This is a genomic window from Actinospineispora eucalypti, from assembly GCF_039543365.1.
GTDB classification, from domain to species: domain Bacteria; phylum Actinomycetota; class Actinomycetes; order Mycobacteriales; family Pseudonocardiaceae; genus Pseudonocardia; species Pseudonocardia eucalypti.
In genome coordinates this window covers 486,030-501,867 of the sequence record NZ_BAABJP010000015.1, presented here as the reverse complement: position 1 = coordinate 501,867, position 15,838 = coordinate 486,030, and the positions used below count along the sequence as shown (strand labels likewise).

Annotated in this window: 15 protein-coding genes; 7 read left to right on the top strand and 8 right to left on the bottom strand. The window is 72.6% G+C overall.

Annotated elements, in window-relative coordinates:
• Window positions 1–29: 29 nt before the first annotated feature.
• From ABEB12_RS18430 to ABEB12_RS18420, 3 genes are all read left to right on the top strand, one after another.
• On the top strand, window positions 30–482 hold the full coding sequence (locus ABEB12_RS18430; RefSeq protein ID WP_185059192.1) for a cupin domain-containing protein: 453 nt from the start codon (window positions 30–32) through the stop codon (window positions 480–482).
• Between the two features lie 7 nt (window positions 483–489).
• Window positions 490–1,512 (top strand): aminotransferase class I/II-fold pyridoxal phosphate-dependent enzyme, encoded by a 1,023-nt coding sequence (locus ABEB12_RS18425; RefSeq protein WP_185059193.1) that lies wholly within the window; start codon window positions 490–492, stop codon window positions 1,510–1,512.
• Between the two features lie 106 nt (window positions 1,513–1,618).
• Window positions 1,619–2,338: a winged helix-turn-helix domain-containing protein gene (locus tag ABEB12_RS18420; protein ID WP_185059194.1), complete on the top strand. Its 720-nt coding sequence runs from the start codon at window positions 1,619–1,621 to the stop codon at window positions 2,336–2,338.
• A gap of 2 nt (window positions 2,339–2,340) precedes the next feature.
• Here ABEB12_RS18420 and ABEB12_RS18415 read toward each other — a convergent pair whose 3' ends face one another.
• Complete coding sequence (locus tag ABEB12_RS18415; RefSeq protein WP_185059195.1) at window positions 2,341–3,033, bottom strand: SbtR family transcriptional regulator; 693 nt, start codon at window positions 3,031–3,033, stop codon at window positions 2,341–2,343.
• Window positions 3,034–3,201: 168 nt separating this feature from the next.
• On the opposite strand from ABEB12_RS18415, the gene ABEB12_RS18410 reads away from it, so the two are divergent.
• A complete protein-coding gene (locus tag ABEB12_RS18410; RefSeq protein ID WP_185059196.1) occupies window positions 3,202–4,803 on the top strand; it encodes a DHA2 family efflux MFS transporter permease subunit in 1,602 nt (533 codons plus the stop codon).
• A 9-nt stretch (window positions 4,804–4,812) separates the two neighbouring features.
• The gene (locus ABEB12_RS18405) at window positions 4,813–5,466 is read left to right on the top strand and encodes an HlyD family efflux transporter periplasmic adaptor subunit (protein ID WP_185059197.1); all 654 of its coding nucleotides are present in this window, start codon (window positions 4,813–4,815) and stop codon (window positions 5,464–5,466) included.
• 533 nt (window positions 5,467–5,999) lie between these two features.
• Here the strand turns inward: ABEB12_RS18405 and ABEB12_RS18400 are convergent.
• The 5 genes from ABEB12_RS18400 to ABEB12_RS18380 all read right to left on the bottom strand — a co-directional run bounded on the left by ABEB12_RS18400 (window position 6,000) and on the right by ABEB12_RS18380 (window position 10,163).
• Window positions 6,000–7,547 carry an alpha/beta hydrolase gene (locus ABEB12_RS18400; RefSeq protein ID WP_345702916.1) on the bottom strand — a complete coding sequence of 516 codons (1,548 nt, stop codon included), beginning with the start codon at window positions 7,545–7,547 and terminating at the stop codon, window positions 6,000–6,002.
• 109 nt (window positions 7,548–7,656) lie between these two features.
• On the bottom strand, window positions 7,657–8,826 hold the full coding sequence (locus ABEB12_RS18395; protein WP_185059198.1) for an MFS transporter: 1,170 nt from the start codon (window positions 8,824–8,826) through the stop codon (window positions 7,657–7,659).
• Between the two features lie 33 nt (window positions 8,827–8,859).
• Window positions 8,860–9,279, bottom strand: coding sequence for an MmcQ/YjbR family DNA-binding protein (locus ABEB12_RS18390; protein ID WP_185059199.1), 420 nt, complete (start codon window positions 9,277–9,279; stop codon window positions 8,860–8,862).
• 56 nt (window positions 9,280–9,335) lie between these two features.
• The gene (locus tag ABEB12_RS18385) at window positions 9,336–9,620 is read right to left on the bottom strand and encodes a hypothetical protein (RefSeq protein WP_185059200.1); all 285 of its coding nucleotides are present in this window, start codon (window positions 9,618–9,620) and stop codon (window positions 9,336–9,338) included.
• Window positions 9,621–9,758: 138 nt separating this feature from the next.
• Window positions 9,759–10,163, bottom strand: a complete 405-nt coding sequence (locus tag ABEB12_RS18380; RefSeq protein WP_185059201.1) for a Rid family hydrolase — start codon at window positions 10,161–10,163, stop codon at window positions 9,759–9,761.
• A 175-nt stretch (window positions 10,164–10,338) separates the two neighbouring features.
• On the opposite strand from ABEB12_RS18380, the gene ABEB12_RS18375 reads away from it, so the two are divergent.
• Together ABEB12_RS18375 and ABEB12_RS18370 are read left to right on the top strand one after the other, a co-directional pair.
• On the top strand, window positions 10,339–11,868 hold the full coding sequence (locus ABEB12_RS18375) for an ankyrin repeat domain-containing protein (RefSeq protein ID WP_185059202.1): 1,530 nt from the start codon (window positions 10,339–10,341) through the stop codon (window positions 11,866–11,868).
• A 52-nt stretch (window positions 11,869–11,920) separates the two neighbouring features.
• Entirely contained in the window at window positions 11,921–13,171 is a 1,251-nt protein-coding gene (locus ABEB12_RS18370; RefSeq protein ID WP_185059203.1) for a hypothetical protein, read from the top strand.
• Here ABEB12_RS18370 and ABEB12_RS18365 read toward each other — a convergent pair.
• The gene (locus tag ABEB12_RS18365; protein ID WP_185059204.1) at window positions 13,071–14,054 is read right to left on the bottom strand and encodes an EamA family transporter; all 984 of its coding nucleotides are present in this window, start codon (window positions 14,052–14,054) and stop codon (window positions 13,071–13,073) included. The genes ABEB12_RS18370 and ABEB12_RS18365 overlap by 101 nt on opposite strands.
• Before the next feature lie 13 nt (window positions 14,055–14,067).
• Window positions 14,068–15,732 (bottom strand): lipid II flippase MurJ, encoded by a 1,665-nt coding sequence (locus ABEB12_RS18360; RefSeq protein ID WP_185059205.1) that lies wholly within the window; start codon window positions 15,730–15,732, stop codon window positions 14,068–14,070.
• Window positions 15,733–15,838 lie beyond the last annotated feature (106 nt).

Here is a 15,838-nt window from a genome sequence, read left to right as displayed (position 1 = left end):
GCGCTCAATCGCCGACTGAGGAGGGGCAGATGGCGGAGCGCGCGACCGTTGTGGGCAAGCCGGACACCGGGGAGTACGCCAGCATCCAGGGGCAGGCGCTGACTCCCATGATCACTGCGGAAACCGCGGGTAGTCACCGAATTTCCGGTGGCTCGGTGCGCATGCCGCCGGGCGGCGTGAGCCGCACCCATGTGCACGCCGAGTCCGACATCATCGTCGCGGTGGTGTCCGGCGAGGCCGCCACCGTTGTCTGGCAGGACGGCGAACCGACGGTGCTGCCGCATTCTGTGGAAGAAATGTGTTATGTGCCGGCCGGTATTCCGCATTGCGCGGTCAACTTGAGCCTCACCGAGCCGGTGTTCGCGCTGGAGTTTCGCACCGACCCGAAGTTCAACGAGGATGTGGTTCTGCGACCGGAGCTGGAGGAGCAGGCCCGCGCGGTGGTCGGCGAGCTGCGCGCGGCCCCGGTGCCGGTGGACTGAGCCGGCCGTGCGCACGGTGGTCGGTGGGTCCCCGCCATTGGCGGCGGACCGCAACGAGCTCCGCCATCCCGGATCTCGCGCGGTGCTGGCCGCCGCACTGGGCGGGCTGGCCGACCCGAGCGCCTATCCCAGCTGGGACGCGCCGGCCCTGCGCGCGGAGCTGGCCCGGCACTGGGCGGTCGAGCCCGAGTGGTTTGTCGCCGGCGGGGGCAGCGTGGACGTGCTGGCTCGAGCGTTCACCCTGGTCGCCGGCGGCCGGTTGGTGTTGCCGTGGCCGAGCTTCGACGCGTTCCCCCAGCTGGCCGGTGCGCGCGGGCTGTCCGTGGCGCACACCCGGCTGCGGGCGGACGGCGCGGTCGACCTGGCCGAGGTGCACCGGGCGGTGGACGCGGACACCTCGCTGGTCGTGGTATGCACGCCGAACTCGCCGACCGGCGGATCGCTCACGCACCGCGAGCTGGTGGAGTTCCTCGCCGATCTGCCCGCCGGCCCGCTGGTGGTGATCGACCAGGCGTACGCCGAGTTCGTCGATCACCCGGACCCGCCCCGGCCGGTGGAGCTGGTGGCCGCGCACCCCGGTGTGCTGGTGACCAGGACGTTCTCCAAGGCTTACGGGCTGGCCGGGCTGCGGGTCGGCTACGGACTGGCGCTGCCGGCCCTGGCCGCCCGGCTGGCCGCCGCGGGCTGCCCGTACGCCGTCACCTCGGCGGCGGAGCGGGCGGCGATCACCGCCCTGGGCCGTCCCCTGGACCTGGCCCGCGCGGTGCGCGCGGTGAACGCCGAGCGGGCCCGGCTGGCGCTGGGCCTGGGGGCTCGCGGCGTGCCCGTGGTCGCCGGGCAGGGGAACTTCGTCTGGGTGCCGGACTTCGACCCCGAGCTCACGTCGGTCCGGTTGGCGCTGTCCGGCGTGCGGGTGAAGGTGTACCCCGGGCACGGCATCCGGGTCAGTGTGGGGACCGCCTCGGACACCGACCGGTTGGTCCGCGACTGGCCGGCGCTCCCGAGCGCCGGCCCAGCCCGGTGCGGCTAGGCCTGGTCGGTTCGAGACTTTCGCGGTGCCGGGTAAACCTTCGGCGTCTGTGACGCAACTCTCCGTTGAAGCCTTCCGCAGGTGCCCACGAGAGGTTGATCCCGAAATGCAGGTGCTGTTTCTCGGCCATCGCTCGCCCGGCGTCGTCGCGCTCGCCCGGGCACTGCCCAGGTGGTCGGTGCGACCGGTGTTGGACGACACGCCGGGGTCGGTGCACCAGCGGTTGGTCGGGGCGGACGCGGCGGTGGTCGCCCTGCCGCCCGACGTCGGCCGTACGCCCGACCTGTCCCGGGGCGCGGACGGCATCGCGCTGTGCCGGGCGATCCGCGCGCGGAGCAACGTGTCGGTGATCCTGTTGGTGTCCGGCCCCGAGGTGGGCGAACGGATCCTCCGGATGCGCGCGGGCGCGGACGACTACCTCTGCGAGCCGTTCCACCCGATCGATCTGCTCGCCCGGATCAAGGTGGTCCGCCGGCTGCGCGACCGGTTGCTGGAGCCGGCCGGCGTGGTGCGGGTGGACGACGTCACCATCGACCTGGACGTCCGGTCGGTCACCGTGGCCGACCGGCTCATCGAGCTCACCAGGAAGGAGTTCGACATCCTCAAGCTGCTGGCCGAGGAGGGCGGCGGCGTGTGCTCGAGGGACAAGCTGCTCGACCACATCTGGGGGGAGTACCGGCTGGGCGCCGGCGAGTGTCTCAACGTGCACATGTCCACACTGCGCGGCAAGCTCGGCCGGCCGTGGCTCATCCAGACCGTGCGTGGGGTCGGCTACCGGCTCGCTATGGGCCGGGTGCCCTCGATGGTCACCGGGTTGGCGTCCTGAGGTCAGTTGCCGGCGAGGGCGCGGGCCGGCCGCGGGGTGTGCGTGGGCAGGCGCGGGCACAGCAGCTCGTGGAAGATGTCCGGGGTGAGCGAGGTGGCGGGCAGCTCGCCGGTGTCGCGGCCCGGCGGGCGTAGGCCGCGCAGGGTGAGCGCCAGGTAGCGGCGCCAGGCGTCCGGGTGGTCCGGCTCGCTCACCGCGACCACCCGCTGCAGCGAGGTGAGCATCCACATCAGGTCGGTCTGCTCGACGTCCGCCCGCACCGCGCCCTGGGCGCGGGCCCGGTCCAGCAGCTCGCGCAGGATGCGCTGGCAGGTGTCGCGCATCTCGTCCAGCATCGGGGACTGGGGCATGCCCCGGTTCAGCAGGTCGGCCAGGCCCTGGTCGGTGGCGAAGAAGCCGCAGGCCTCCTCGAAGTAGTGGGTCAGCGCCGCCCAGCCGTCGCTCATCGCCAGCGACCGCTCGAACGACTGCCGGCGCGCGTCGGCCTGTTCCAGGTACACCGCCTCGTAGAGCTTCTCCCGGCTGGGGAAGTGGCGGTAGAGCGTGGCGTTCCCCACACCCGCGCGCCGGGAGATCTCGTCCAGTGAGGCGTCAAGTCCCTGCTCACGCAGCACTTCGGCGGCCGAGGAGAGCAGGCGACGCCGGTTTCGCTGGGCATCGCTGCGCAGCGAATTCAGAGGCTTCCCCGCCGACATGCCAGCTATCGTAGCTTAAAGCGTGGACGCCTCCGCGAATTGATGAGTACGGTTGGGAAGAAATCGGGGACCCATCCCCGTTAACTAACCGGGGACCCCTCCCTGCTTCACTCCCAGTCGTACCGGGCAGCGTCGCTCGGGCCTTTGCCGCCGAATCGAGGTCCGCCCGTGTCCACATCGGGGTCATCGGTTGTCACCGCTCCGCCCATCCCGGAACCACCGGTACCGCCCGCGCCACCGGTGCCGGCCGCGCCGGCGGCCGACGCCAAGCCGGTGAACTGGCAGATCCCGCTGGTCGTGGTGATCGTCGGCATGTTCATGTCGGTGCTGGACATGAGCATCGTGAACGTCGCCGTGCCGGCCATCCGGGCCGACTACGGCGAGAGCACCGAGAGCATCCAGTGGATCAGCACCTCGTACAGCCTCACCGAGGGCGTCGCGGTGCCGGCCGCCGCCTGGCTGGGCATGCGGTTCGGGCTCAAGCGGGTCTACATCTGGTCGCTGATCGGGTTCACCGTCGCGTCCGCGCTGTGCGGGCTGGCCGGTGACCTCGGGCAGATGGTGCTGTTCCGGATCCTGCAGGCCATCCCGGGCGGGGTGATCCCGGTGACCTGCCTGACCCTGCTCTTCCGCATGGTGCCGATGGACAAGATCGGCGCCGCGATGGGCATCTTCGGGCTGGGCGTGACCGCCGCGCCGGGCCTCGGGCCGACGCTGGGCGGGTACCTGGTCGAACACACCGACTGGCGGCTGATCTTCATCATCAACGTGCCGATCGGCATCCTCGGCGTGGTCGCCGCGATGGCGGTGCTGCCCAACTTCCCCGCCGAGCGGGGCAAGCCGTTCGACCTGTGGGGCTTCCTGACGATCGCGGGCAGCCTGTTCGCTCTGCTGCTGGCGCTCGAGGAAGGCGCGGACTGGGGCTGGACCGGCTACCGGGTGCTCATCCTGCTCGCCGTGGCGGCCAACCTCATGGCGCTGTTCGTGGTGATCGAGCTGCAGGTGAAGAACCCGTTGCTGAACCTGAGGGTGTTCACCTACTGGCCGTTCGTGAACTCGATGATCCTGAACGCGGCGATCTCCATCGGGCTGTTCGCCACGCTGTTCTACATCCCGTCGTTCCTGCAAAGCGCGCAGCGGCTCACGCCGTGGCACGCCGGACTGGTGATGGCGCCGTTGGCGGTGGTGCTGATGGTGATGATGCCGATCACCGGAAGGCTCTACGACCGGTTCGGCGCGCGGTGGCTGGCGATGCTCGGGCTGAGCATCAACAGCCTCGGTTTGATGATGCTGTCCCAGATCAACGTGAACGTCGACCGGCTGGAGGTCGTCATCGGCACGATGATCATGTGTGGCGGCACCGGCCTGGCCATGATGCCGATCATGACCGGCGGGATGTCCGCGGTGCCGCCGCATCTGGCCGACTACGCCAGCGGTTTCAGCACGCTGATCCAGCGGGTCAGCGCCGGGCTGGGCCTGGCCGGGATGACCGCGATGGTCAGCCTGCAGCACGCGCAGATCATGGCCGACCGGTCCGGCCTGCTCTCCGCGGACGGCGCGGACGCCGACCCCCGGGTGGTCGCCATGCAGGCGAACGGCCAGGAGGGGCTGCTCGGTCTGTGGCAGCAGCTGGGCAACCAGGTGCAGGCGCAGACGTACGGCAACGCGTTCATCGTGGCCGGCTCGCTCACCCTGGCCGGGGTGGCGCTGGCCTTCTTCCTGCCGGCCGGGCGACCGTCGGGCGGCGGCGACGCGCCCGTCGCACACTGAGGGGCCGACATGCTGAAACGCTCGACGAAGATCGCGTCCGCGGTGATCGGGCTGGTCACCCTGGTGGAGGCCGCCGCGTTCTCCGGCACCTACCTGTTCCACACCCGGCACTACGTCTCCACCGACAACGCCAAGGTGGACGGGGACGCCATCGAGATCAACGCGCCGCGCACCGGCACGCTGCTGAGCTGGTCGCTCACCACGGGCTCCACGGTGTCGGCCAACGAGGTGGTCGGCCGCATCGAGGAGATCGGCAGCGGCGGCCAGCCGCAACGGGTGATCAAGGCGCCCAGGGCGGGCACCATCGCGGCCACCAACGTCGTCCCCGGCCAGTACGTCACCGCCGGCACCAAGCTGGCCACCGCCTACGACAGCGTCTACGTCACCGCGCGGGTGGCGGAGGAGGACATCGAGGGCGTGCGCGAGGGCAGCCTGGTGGACATCACCGCCGACGCCTACCCCGGCCGCCCGCTGCTCGGCCAGGTGCTGGACATCCAGGCGGCCACCGCCGGCCAGTTCACCATCTACCCGGCGGCCGGCACCGACCCCCGCAACCCGCAGAAGATCGAGCAGTACGTCCCCGTCCGCATCGCCCTGCTCAACACCAACGGCGTCGTGATTTCCCCCGGTATGAACGTCGACGTGGCCATCCGCCGCTCCTGACCGGTCGACACCTTCTGGGCCGGGCACGCCGGGTCAGGAGCGAGGCTCCGGTTCCGCGCGGTACCGGTGCAAGACGGCTTGGACGGCCGCGGTCGGCCCGCCTGCCGCGGCCTTGGCCCGGCCCGTTGCGTTCCGAAGCGGCCGTGCGGCCCATTGCGCTGCGTCTGGGCACTCGACGCCCACTTTCGCTACGTACCGTAACCACCACAACGGCTCCCGAGTGGATTCGGGCGCTCGTCACCCGTCGAGTGCTGGCTGAGTCCCCTTCGATCATGGAATTCACCGGACTGAGCCAGCTCTCGATGAAACCACCGCCCCAGCCGCCCAGTGCCCGACCACGGTCCGTAGCCGAAGTACCGAAGGGCGCGCAACCGCGGCGGGCGGCACCCGAGCGACGCAGGCCGCCCAACCGCGGCCGTCCAAGCCGTCTTGAACCGGCACCCCGCCCAACTGAAGATCGACATCAACCTCACGCACCTTCCGAAGCCGAAAAGGGGCACTGAGGTTGATGTGGATCTTGGCCGCACGCCGGCTCAGGGCGCGAACGGGGAGCGGTCTACCGGGCAGCTCGTGCCTTCCGGGGGAAGGATGCCGTCGATCAGGTACTCGCGTTTGACCCGTTCCGCGCACAGGGAGCGCACGAACATGGTGCTGTGACCGGCGCCGTCCACCGTCAGCAACCGGGCCCGGGCCAACAGTCTTACGGTGTCCACCGCGCCGGGGTGGGGGGTCGCCGGGTCGACCCGGCTGTTGATCACCAGGACCGGGTTTGCCGGGATCCGGTCCCAGCGGCCGGTGTAGGGGGCGACGGCCTCGGCCGGCCAGTATGCGCAGGTCATCATGTTGTAGACGGTGCGGCGGCCGAAGTAGGGGACGCGGGCGTCCTCGGCGGCGGCCAGGGCGGAGTAGTCGGACTCGGAGCGGGGCGTGGCGCTGTCGGCGCACTGGATGGCGTTGTACGCCTCGGTGCGGTTCGCGGGGTAGGGCTGGGGGTCGGGAGCCTCGGGGACGCCGGTGGGTCGGGTCGCCGGGGCGGTGTCGGCGAGGCGGCGCAGCGTCGCGGCGGCGTCCGGCCAGTCACCGGGGACGTCCAGGCCCGCGACGAGCTCGATGATCTTCGAGGAGGTGTAGTCGACCCTCGTGCCGTCCGGTTCGGTGAGCGGGATCGGCCGCCGGCGGGCGCGGTCCACCAGCGCGGCCAGGTCACCGCCGGCGAAGGCGCACCGGGATGGGCCGGCCGCCGCACACTCCCGGCGGAACGCGTGGAACGTGTCGGCCAGCGCGTCGGGCAGTCCCTGGCGGGTGTCCACCGGTCGGTGCAGCGCGCTGGACGCGTGGCCGACCGCGTTGCCCAGCGGGTCCAGCGTGGCGTCCAGGGCGAGCGCGCGCACCCGCCCGGGGAACAGGTTCGCGTACAGCGCGCCGAGGTAGGTGCCGTAGGAGATGCCGTGGTAGGTCAGCTTGGCGTCCCCGACCGCGCGGCGCAGCAGGTCCAGGTCGCGCACGGTATTGACGCTGTTCAGGTGCGGCAGCAGCCAGCCCGACTGCTGTGCGCACCGGTCCGCCAGCTCCCGGGAGGCGCGGAAGAACGCCGGTTCGCCGGCCGGCGTGTCGGGCACGTCGGGAAAGGCGGTGAAGAACGCGTTCCGCTGCGCGTCGTCCGGGAAGCAGCGCACCGAGGTGCTCCGGTTGACCCCGCGCGGGTCCCAGGAGACCAGGTCGAACCGGGCGCGCAGCTCTTCGGAGAACAGCCACGGCCAGCGCGCCCGCTGCCGCATCCGGTCCACCCCGGAAGGGCCGGGGCCGCCGAAGTTGACGAACAGCGTGCCGATCCGCCGCGAAGGGTCGCTCGCCGGCAGCTTGATCAGCGCCAGGTCGATCTTGGTGCGCTCCGGCTCGCGGTAGTCCAGCGGGACCTGGGCGGTGGCGCACTGGAAGCCCTCCGCGCAGTCCCGCCACTCCAACGCGGGCGTGGCCGCCGCATCGGCCAGCTCATCCGCATACGGCGGCACCGCCACCACCCCGAGCACACACCCGAGCAGGAGCATCCCGGCCCCCACCCGCCGCCAGCCCCCACGCACCAGTCGGTTCCCCCGGTCGGTCTGGGCCGCACACCCGTTCTGGCGCCGGCACCCGGACTATTGAGCGTGTGCCGGCGCCACAACGCGTGTGCCGGTCACGCAATGTGGATCATCTCAGACGGCGGACCAGTGCGGGGAGGGTGGCGGCGAGGGCGGCCAGGGCGGCGGCGGTCAGGAACATGGGGGCGAAGCCGGCGCCGGTGATCAGCGGCTGGGCTACCAGTGGTGAGGCGAACTGGCCCAGGAACAGGGCCGCGGTTGTGCCGCCCAGGGCCTTGGTGCGCGCGGCCGGGTCGACCGAGGCCACGGTCCAGCCGTTCATGGTGGGGTTCTGCAGGCCGATGCCGACGCCCACGACGGCCATGCCGATCGCCGCCGCCCACAGTCCGGGCGCGGTGCCGACCACGGCCAGCCCGACCGCGTAGGCGCCGAACATCACGGCGGCCAGGGTGGCGAAGCCCAGCCGGTTGCGCAGCCGGCCGAAGCCCAGGCCGACCAGCGTCGCCACCAGGTTCACCTCGGCGATGAGCACGCCGGTCACCGCCGGGCCGGCGTCACCGATGCGGGCCAGCCAGAACGGTGCCTGGGTGGGCACCGTGTAGAACACCAGGACGCCCAGGAAGACCAGTCCGTACAGCCCGAGCAGCCGGGCGCTCCACCGGCGCCGGGCCAGCCCCGCTTCGAAGGGCGGCGGTGCCGGCGGTTCCGAGACCCTTCGCCACACCAGCAGCAGGAACGGCAGAGCCAGCAGGTACACCGCGAACGGGCCGCGCCAGCTGGCCGCCGCGAGCACCCCGCCGAGCAGCAGGGCGACCACCCCGCCGAAGCCCATCGCCGCGCCCTGCAGGCCGAGCACCCGGCCGTGCTCGCCGGCGGGATGGTGGTCGGCGAGCAGTGCGGTCGACGTGGTCATGATCCCGGCGATGCCGACGCCGAGCAGCGCCCGCCCGACCAGCAGCGCGGACAGCGAGTCCACCAGCAGGCCCGACCCGCCGGCCACCAGGTAGAGCAGCAGCGCGCCGAGCAGCACGCGCACCCGGCCGACCCGGGTGCCCAGCCGGGCCAGCAGCGGGGCGCTGACCATGATCGCCAGCCCGGGCAGGGTGAGCACCAGGCGCACCATCAGCTCGACGTTCGGTTCGCCGGCGAAGTGGCGTTCCATGCCGGGCAGCGCCGGGGTGATCGTGGCGCTCGCCATGATCGTCATCGTGCTCACGCCGAGCAGCGTGGCCAAGGGTGGACGGGCGGCTCGGGACGGTGCGGTGCTGGTCAGGGCCATGTACCGACGCTAAAACCTCGAGATAAGTTCAGGTCAATGGCTTTGTGTCGCCAGCCACGCGGCGGCCCGGCGGGGTGAGGCCTGGGCCAGCCAGGCGTCCTGCACCACCTCGGTCAGCTCGGTGAGGGACAGCTCGCCGATCCGGCTGCCCCGGCACAGCACCGAGGGATGCCCGTCGAAGTGCGGTGTGGTGAAGAACGGTGTGCCCGGGTCCTGGACCAGCGCCTGCTTGTCCGACTCGGACTCCACCCAGAAGACGATCACATCGGGATAGCGCTCGCCGGACTCCGGGTCGACGGCGTCCGGGCGCGGGGTGCGGAAGAACACGAACGACTTCCGGCCCACCTGGTAGACGGGATTGCTCCTGGGGCCTTGCTCCACCGTGACGTGCGGCATCGCGGCGGCAAGCCGATGAACGTCCGCGACCCGCGCGGCGCGGTCCTCTGCCGGCATGACCAGCAGGTTAGACCGCGACCGCGCGGGTCGGGGATGTCTCTATGCGCGAGAACTCAGCGCTCGAACTCGTGCCCCAGGATGCCGACCTTGCCCCGGCCGACGCTGTTGTCCTTGGACTGGCACGGGTGCTGGAAGACGCCGTTGTTGCCGGGCAGCTCGTGCTCGCCGTCGTAGTGGTCGCAGAAGTCCTCGAAGTCGTCGTCGTCACCGGAGGCGAGAACCGTCGCGGGCGCGGAGGACATGCCGGCGATTCCCGGGGCGGCGACCAGCGCGCCGCCGAACGCGCAAGTGGCGAGCGCAACCGAAGTAAGCAGTAGCTTCGCGGTGGTGAGCTTCATCAGGTTCCTAACGCTGGTTTGAGCATGTCGTGTCGTGAGTCCCGACTTCGAACGGCCCAACGAGGCTGCACCGGCGAGCGGTGTGCATCACATCTACTCTTTACCCAGGTTTCCGCCGTTTGGGTGACACCGCGAACGTCAGCGGGCGGCGGTGACCATGATTTCGACCAGTAGCGCCGGGTGCGCCAGCTTCGCCTCCACGCAGGCGCGCACCGGCGGGTTGTCCGGGTCCACCCAGGCGTTCCACTCCTTGTTGTGTTCGGTGAACAGGCCGATGTCGGTCAGCCAGACCTGGGCGGTGATCAGCTTCGAGCGGTCCGTGCCGGCCAGGGCGAGCAGCTCGTCGATCCGGTGCAGCACGTCCCGGGTCTGCCGGCGGACGTCGCCGACCGTGCCGCCGGACGGGTCGCGGGCCAGCTCGGGCGTGATCACCCCGCACAGGTACGCGGTGTCGCCCCGGGTGACCAGCTGGCTGATCGTGGGTCCCGGGTACTCGGTGTCGGCCAGGTTGCGCAGTACTCCGTGACGGGTGATGTCGGTCATGATCGGAAGCCTATTTCCGGGCCGATACGGATCCCTTACGATGGCGGTGGCGCGCGGGGCGCCGCCGGTTCGCGGGAAGGGCTCAGCCCACCTGTTTCGATGCGCAAGGCCCGTGTACGACCTCCTTTTCCCGCCTGACCATGCGAACGCCAGGCAAGCCGGAAAGGAGGCCGTCGTGCCTACCCGTCGCCTGCCCAGTGACCCCAACTCCGAACACCTGCGCAACCAGGCCAAGCAGCTGCAGCGCCGAGCGCGCGCCGGCGACCCGGAGGCGGGTGCGCTGGTCCGCGAGTTCCACCCCCGGGACGTGGCGCCGGCCGAGCTGAGCCGGTCGGACGCCCAGCTGGTGCTGGCCCGCTCCTACGGTTTTCCCAGCTGGCCCCGGCTCACCGAGCACCTGGACCAGGTGGCCCGCTACACCCGCGCGCCGCACCGGGCCCCGGCCCAGGAGGCCGGTCCCGACCGGCTGCTCCGGCTGGCCTGCCTCACCTACGCCGAGGAGGACACCCCGGCCCGCCGCGAGGAGGCGGAGCGGCTGCTCGCGGCGAACCCGGCGCTGGCCGCCGCCAACATCCACACCATGGCCGCGGTCGGCGAGGTGGCGGCGGCCGCGGCCGCACTGGCCGAGGACCCGGCGCTGGCCAACGCCGAGGGCGGCCCCTTCAACTGGCCGCCGCTGCTCTACCTGGCCTATTCGCGGCTCGACGGTGGCGACCCGTTGGGGGTGGCCCGGCTGCTGCTGAACCACGGGGCCGACCCGAACGCCGGTTACCTGTGGGAGGGGCTGCCGTCCCCGTTCACCGCGCTGACCGGCGCGTTCGGCGGGGGCGAGAGCGACCAGCCGCCGCACCGGCACGCGCTGGCCCTGGCCCGGTTGTTGCTCGAGGCCGGCGCGGACGCCAACGACAGCCAGGCGCTCTACCACCTCGCCTTCGCCGGCCCGGGCGAGGACCGCAACGACTGGCTGGAGCTGCTGCTCGCGCACGGGCTGGGCCGGGGCTCCGGCGGGCCGTGGCACCGGCGGATGGCGCCGATCCACCCGACGCCGGCGCGGTTGTTGCAGGACGCCCTGCTGCACGCGGCGTCCGAGGGCCTGGCCAACCGGGTGCGGCTGTTGCTCGAGGCCGGCGCGGACGTGCGCGGGCTGGGCACCGAGCACCCGATCATGGGCGGCCGGAACGCGTACGAGCTGGCCATGCTGTCCGGCAACGTGGAGATCGCCGAGCTGTTGCGGGCGGCCGGCGCCGAGGCCGACCCGGTGCGAGGCGAGGCCGACCCGGTGCTGGAGTTCGTGGCCCGGTGCATGCGGGGCGACCGGGCGGCGGTGGACCGGCTGCTCGTCGACGGTGTCTCCGTCGGGCGCCGAACTGGGCGCCCGACCCGGCCCGCCGGCTCGGCCGGCGAGCCGTTACTGGTCGAGCGGGCGCTGGCCGCGCACCCGGCACTGGTGTGCCGGGCGGCCGAGCTGGGCCGGGTGGACGCCGCCCGGCTGCTGGTCTCGCTGGGCTTCCCGGTGAACCCGCCCGGCGGGCGCACCCCGCTGCACGAGGCGGCCTGGCGGGGCGACCTGGAGATGGTGAAGACGCTGCTCGAGCTGGGGGCCGACCCGGAGGCGCTGGATGCCGAGCACGAGGCCACCCCGTTGGGCTGGGCGGAGTACAACGAGCAGCGCGAAGTGGCGGAATACCTGGCCGGCCGGGGGTAACCCGGGCCGCGAGGGGTATCGCGGCGGCCTCCGGCGGAGGACCATCGGCCGGATGGCCGACCTACCGGCGTTGGTAGCGGGGGCGAACACCCCCATCGGGCTGGCCCTCGCCCGGGGGCTGCGCCCGTTGGGGGTGCCGCTGGTCGGGGCCGCGCGGACGCCGTTCGAGTCGGGTTGCCGGTCGGCGCTGTGGAAGGCCGTGCTTCCGGTCGGCGGGCCGTCCGACCAGGCGTGGCTGGCCGCCCTGGGCGCGGCGCACCGGCGGTACGGCCGGATGGTGCTGTTCCCGGCCTTCGACGGCGCGGTGCGCGTGGTCGCGGAGCACCGGGCCGAGCTGGCCGAGCGGTTCGACTTCGTGCTGCCCGCGCTGGCCGTGGTGGAGCGGCTGCTGGACAAGACCGCGTTCCACCGGTGGGCGGTGGAGCACGGGTTCCCGGTGCCGCGCACGGTGGTCCTGGACGACCCGGCCGGGGTGCCCGGCGCGCTGCGCGAGCTGACGTTTCCGGTGGTGCTCAAGCCGTTCGAGCGGACCCTGGGCTGGCAGGAGCTGAGCCGGCAGACCAAGGTGTACCGGCTGGCCACCCCGGACGACTGGGCGCGGCTGCCGTTCGACCCGTTCCGCGCGGTGGACCGGGTCGTGCTGCAGGAGTGGATTCCCGGGCGGGACAGCGACGTGTACTTCTGCCTCACCTACCGCGACCGGGACGGCACCGAGCTGGCCGCGAGGGCGGGCCGCAAGCTGCTCCAGTGGCCGGTGGACATCGGCACCTCGGCGCTGGCCGTGACCTGCGCCGACGATGAGCTGCACCAGTTGACGCGGCGCCTGCTGGCCGCCGCCGGGCACGTCGGGTTCGGCTCGGTGGAGGTGCGGCGCAGTGCCGTCGACGGCCGGATGCTGATCACCGAACCCACGGTGGGCCGGCCCAACATGCAGACCGCGCTGACCACCGCCGCCGGGGTGAACCTGCCCGAGGTGGCCTACCTGGACGCGGTCCGCCGTCCGCCGCGCGTGCCCCGGTCCGCGAGGGGGCGGGAGTCGATCTGGGTCCACGAGACCGCGCTGCCCCGTTCGCTGGTGGTGACCCTGGGCCGGGACGGGCCGGCGGTGCGCCGGGTGCTGGCCGAGGCGCTGCGCGTCCGGCGGCGGCCGGTCGGCGCGTTCTGGGCCGTGCGCGACCCCCGGCCGCTGGTGGCCGAGGTGGTCAGGACGGCCGGCTGGGTCGCCCGTGCGCTGGGTCGCCGGCTGCCGGGCCGTCGGGTCCGGGGCGGCCCGCTCGCCCGCCGCCGGGCGCGGCCCCGGTGAGCTCGACCACCGGTCGGTGGCCGGACTCCCGCAGCCCCAGCGCGGTCACCGCCGCCGCGACCACCGCCAGTCCCAGCCACTGCGTCACGCTGAGCGAGCCGCCGAGCAGTGTCACCCCGATCAGCGCGGCGGTGGCCGGGAAGGCCAGCTCGGCCAGGGTGGCCCGGGACGCGGCGGTGGCGCGCAGGCCCAGGTAGTAGAGGGTCAGCCCGAGCAGGCCCGGTACCAGCGCCAACGCCACCAGCGGCGGCAGCTGTCCCGCCGTGACCGCCACCGGTGCGCCCTGCGCCAGCACCACCAGCGCGGACGCCGGCAGCCCGATGGCGAACCGCAGCACCGTCACGTCCCGGCTGCTCAGCTCCGCGCTGACCAACCGGCCGAGCACCGTGCCCACCGCCCACAGCACCGCCGCGCCGAACGCGAGCAGCGCCGCCGAGGCCGCCCGGGGCCGCACCTCGAACGGGTCCGGGAAGGACATCAGCCATGCCCCGGCCAGTGCCGGCACCGCGTACGCCCAGTACCCGGCGCGCAGCCGCTCGCCGAGCAGCACCGCCGCCGTGACCAGCGCGATCACCGGCTGCAGCTTCTGCATCACCAGCGGCGTGACCGGGTCACCGAGCCGCAGCGCCTGGGTGAACAGCGCGGTGCCCACGGCCGAGGCGCCCGCCCCGATGACCAACAGCGCCGACCGGGAGCGCCAGTCGAGCGCCCGGAACGCCTTCCCGGCGGCGGGCAGCCAGGGCAGCAGGACCAGCACCACGATCAGGTGTTCCCAGAACACCACCGTGGCCGAGGGGAGCTGGCCGGCCAGCGGTTTGCGCAGCAGCGCGTCGGTGCCCCAGATCGCCGCCGCGGCCGCGACCAGCCACGTGCGATCGCGCATCCCGCCACGGTACCTAGCCGGGCAGCAGCTTCCCCCGGATCTTGCCGAGCAGCTTGGGCAGCTGGCCGGTGAGCTTGGCCACCACCAGCACGAAGCAGGCCATCGCCAGCCCGCCGAACGCCACGCAGATGGCGATCTGCACCATGTGCCCGGCGGCATAGGAGGCGTCCTGCCGCTGCGCCAGCCAGGCACCCACCGCGGCCGCCGGCAGCATGGCCAGCGTGGCGAGGGCCAGGTGGCCGAGCCGGCGGTAGTCCACCAGCCGCTCCGGCCGGATGGCCCGGCGGATGGAGTGCAGCCCGAGCACCGCCGCCACCGCCTCGCCGAGCAGCACCGCCGCGCACAGCCCGAGCAGCCGGTACAGCCCCAGCGGCAGCAGCAGGCTGGCCGCGCCCACGCCGAGGCGCACGATCAGCACGACCGTGCTGATCGTGCGGGCGCGCTGCACGTCCAGCCGGGCGAACAGCGCCTGCCGGGCGATCTCGTTGATCGAGTTGGCGAACTGGGCGATGGCGAACACGGCCAGGCAGCCGGTCAGCCAGTTCAGGATGTCCGGGGTGGCCAGCTTGCCGTTGGCCAGTACCCCGGCCACCGGCCCGGCGAACGCGAGCAGCAGCAACGCGGCCGGCAGGCTGGCCGTGACGCCGAAGGACAGCGCCTGGCGCCAGGCCGCGCCGTAGCGCGCGTTGTCCTTCTCCTTCACCGCCACGCTCATCCCGGGCAGCGCCGCCGCCACCACCGACTTGGCGCCCAGCGCGGAGAGCACGAAGTACATCGACATGCCGGCCTGGAAGACGAACGTGCCGCCGGGCACGGTGGCGGCCAGGGCCAGCATGCCGAACATGGAGATGGCCGGGAACCCGGCCACGATCACCGAGCTGCGCAGCCGCTTGGTGATCTCGGTGGTCACCGGGTCGGACTTCCAGCCGCGCCGCACCCGGATCGGAAGCCCAACCTGGCGCGCGCCGTAGACCTGCGCGCCCGCGTGCACCGCGACCGACGCGGTGGCGCCGATGCCCAGCAGCAGCACCATGCCGATGGAAACGTCCATCACGTCCACGCCCGGCGGGTAGACCAGCGCGAAGATGCCCATGGTGGCGATCAGGCCGAAGTTCTCCAGCGCCGGCGCGGCGGCGGCCAGCGCGAACCGGCCCCGGGCCTGCTGGATCGACTCGCCGATGCCGGCCACCGTGTACCCGATCACCTGCGGCGCCACGAACAGCACCACCAGGACGGTCAGCTCCCAGGCGTGCTCGCGGACCGCCGGGTCGGGGATGCCGGCGGTGACCGCGTAGGCCAGGGCGGGGGAGGCCAGCGCGAGCGCGGCGGCGGCCGCCGCCGCGATGGTCAGCAGGTAGCCGGTGACCTTGGCCAGCATGTCCGCCGTGTCCCGCAACGGGTGCGCGCCGGTGGCGGCGCCCAGCGAGTGGACGATCGCCGGCACCAGCACCAGCCCCATCACCGGACCGGCGACGGCGGTGTAGGTCAGGTTGGGCACGCTGTTCGCGGCCAGGAAGGCGTTGGCGAAGTAGGTCGGCCCGAGCACCGCCCCGATGACCACCACCCGGAGCAGGCCGGTGATCCGGCTGACCATGGTCCAGATCGACACGGTGATCGAGCCGCGCGCGGTGCTCGGTCGCTTGGACTCGGCCTTGTCGGGTTCCGTGAGCTTGTCCATTCCATCCCAAGGTTGCCGGCGGGGAGCGTGGCAACCGTAGCCGAGACTCGATCGTGATCCTCTTCCGGCGCCGACTACCGAGTGTCACTGCGTCGGTGGCCCGGCC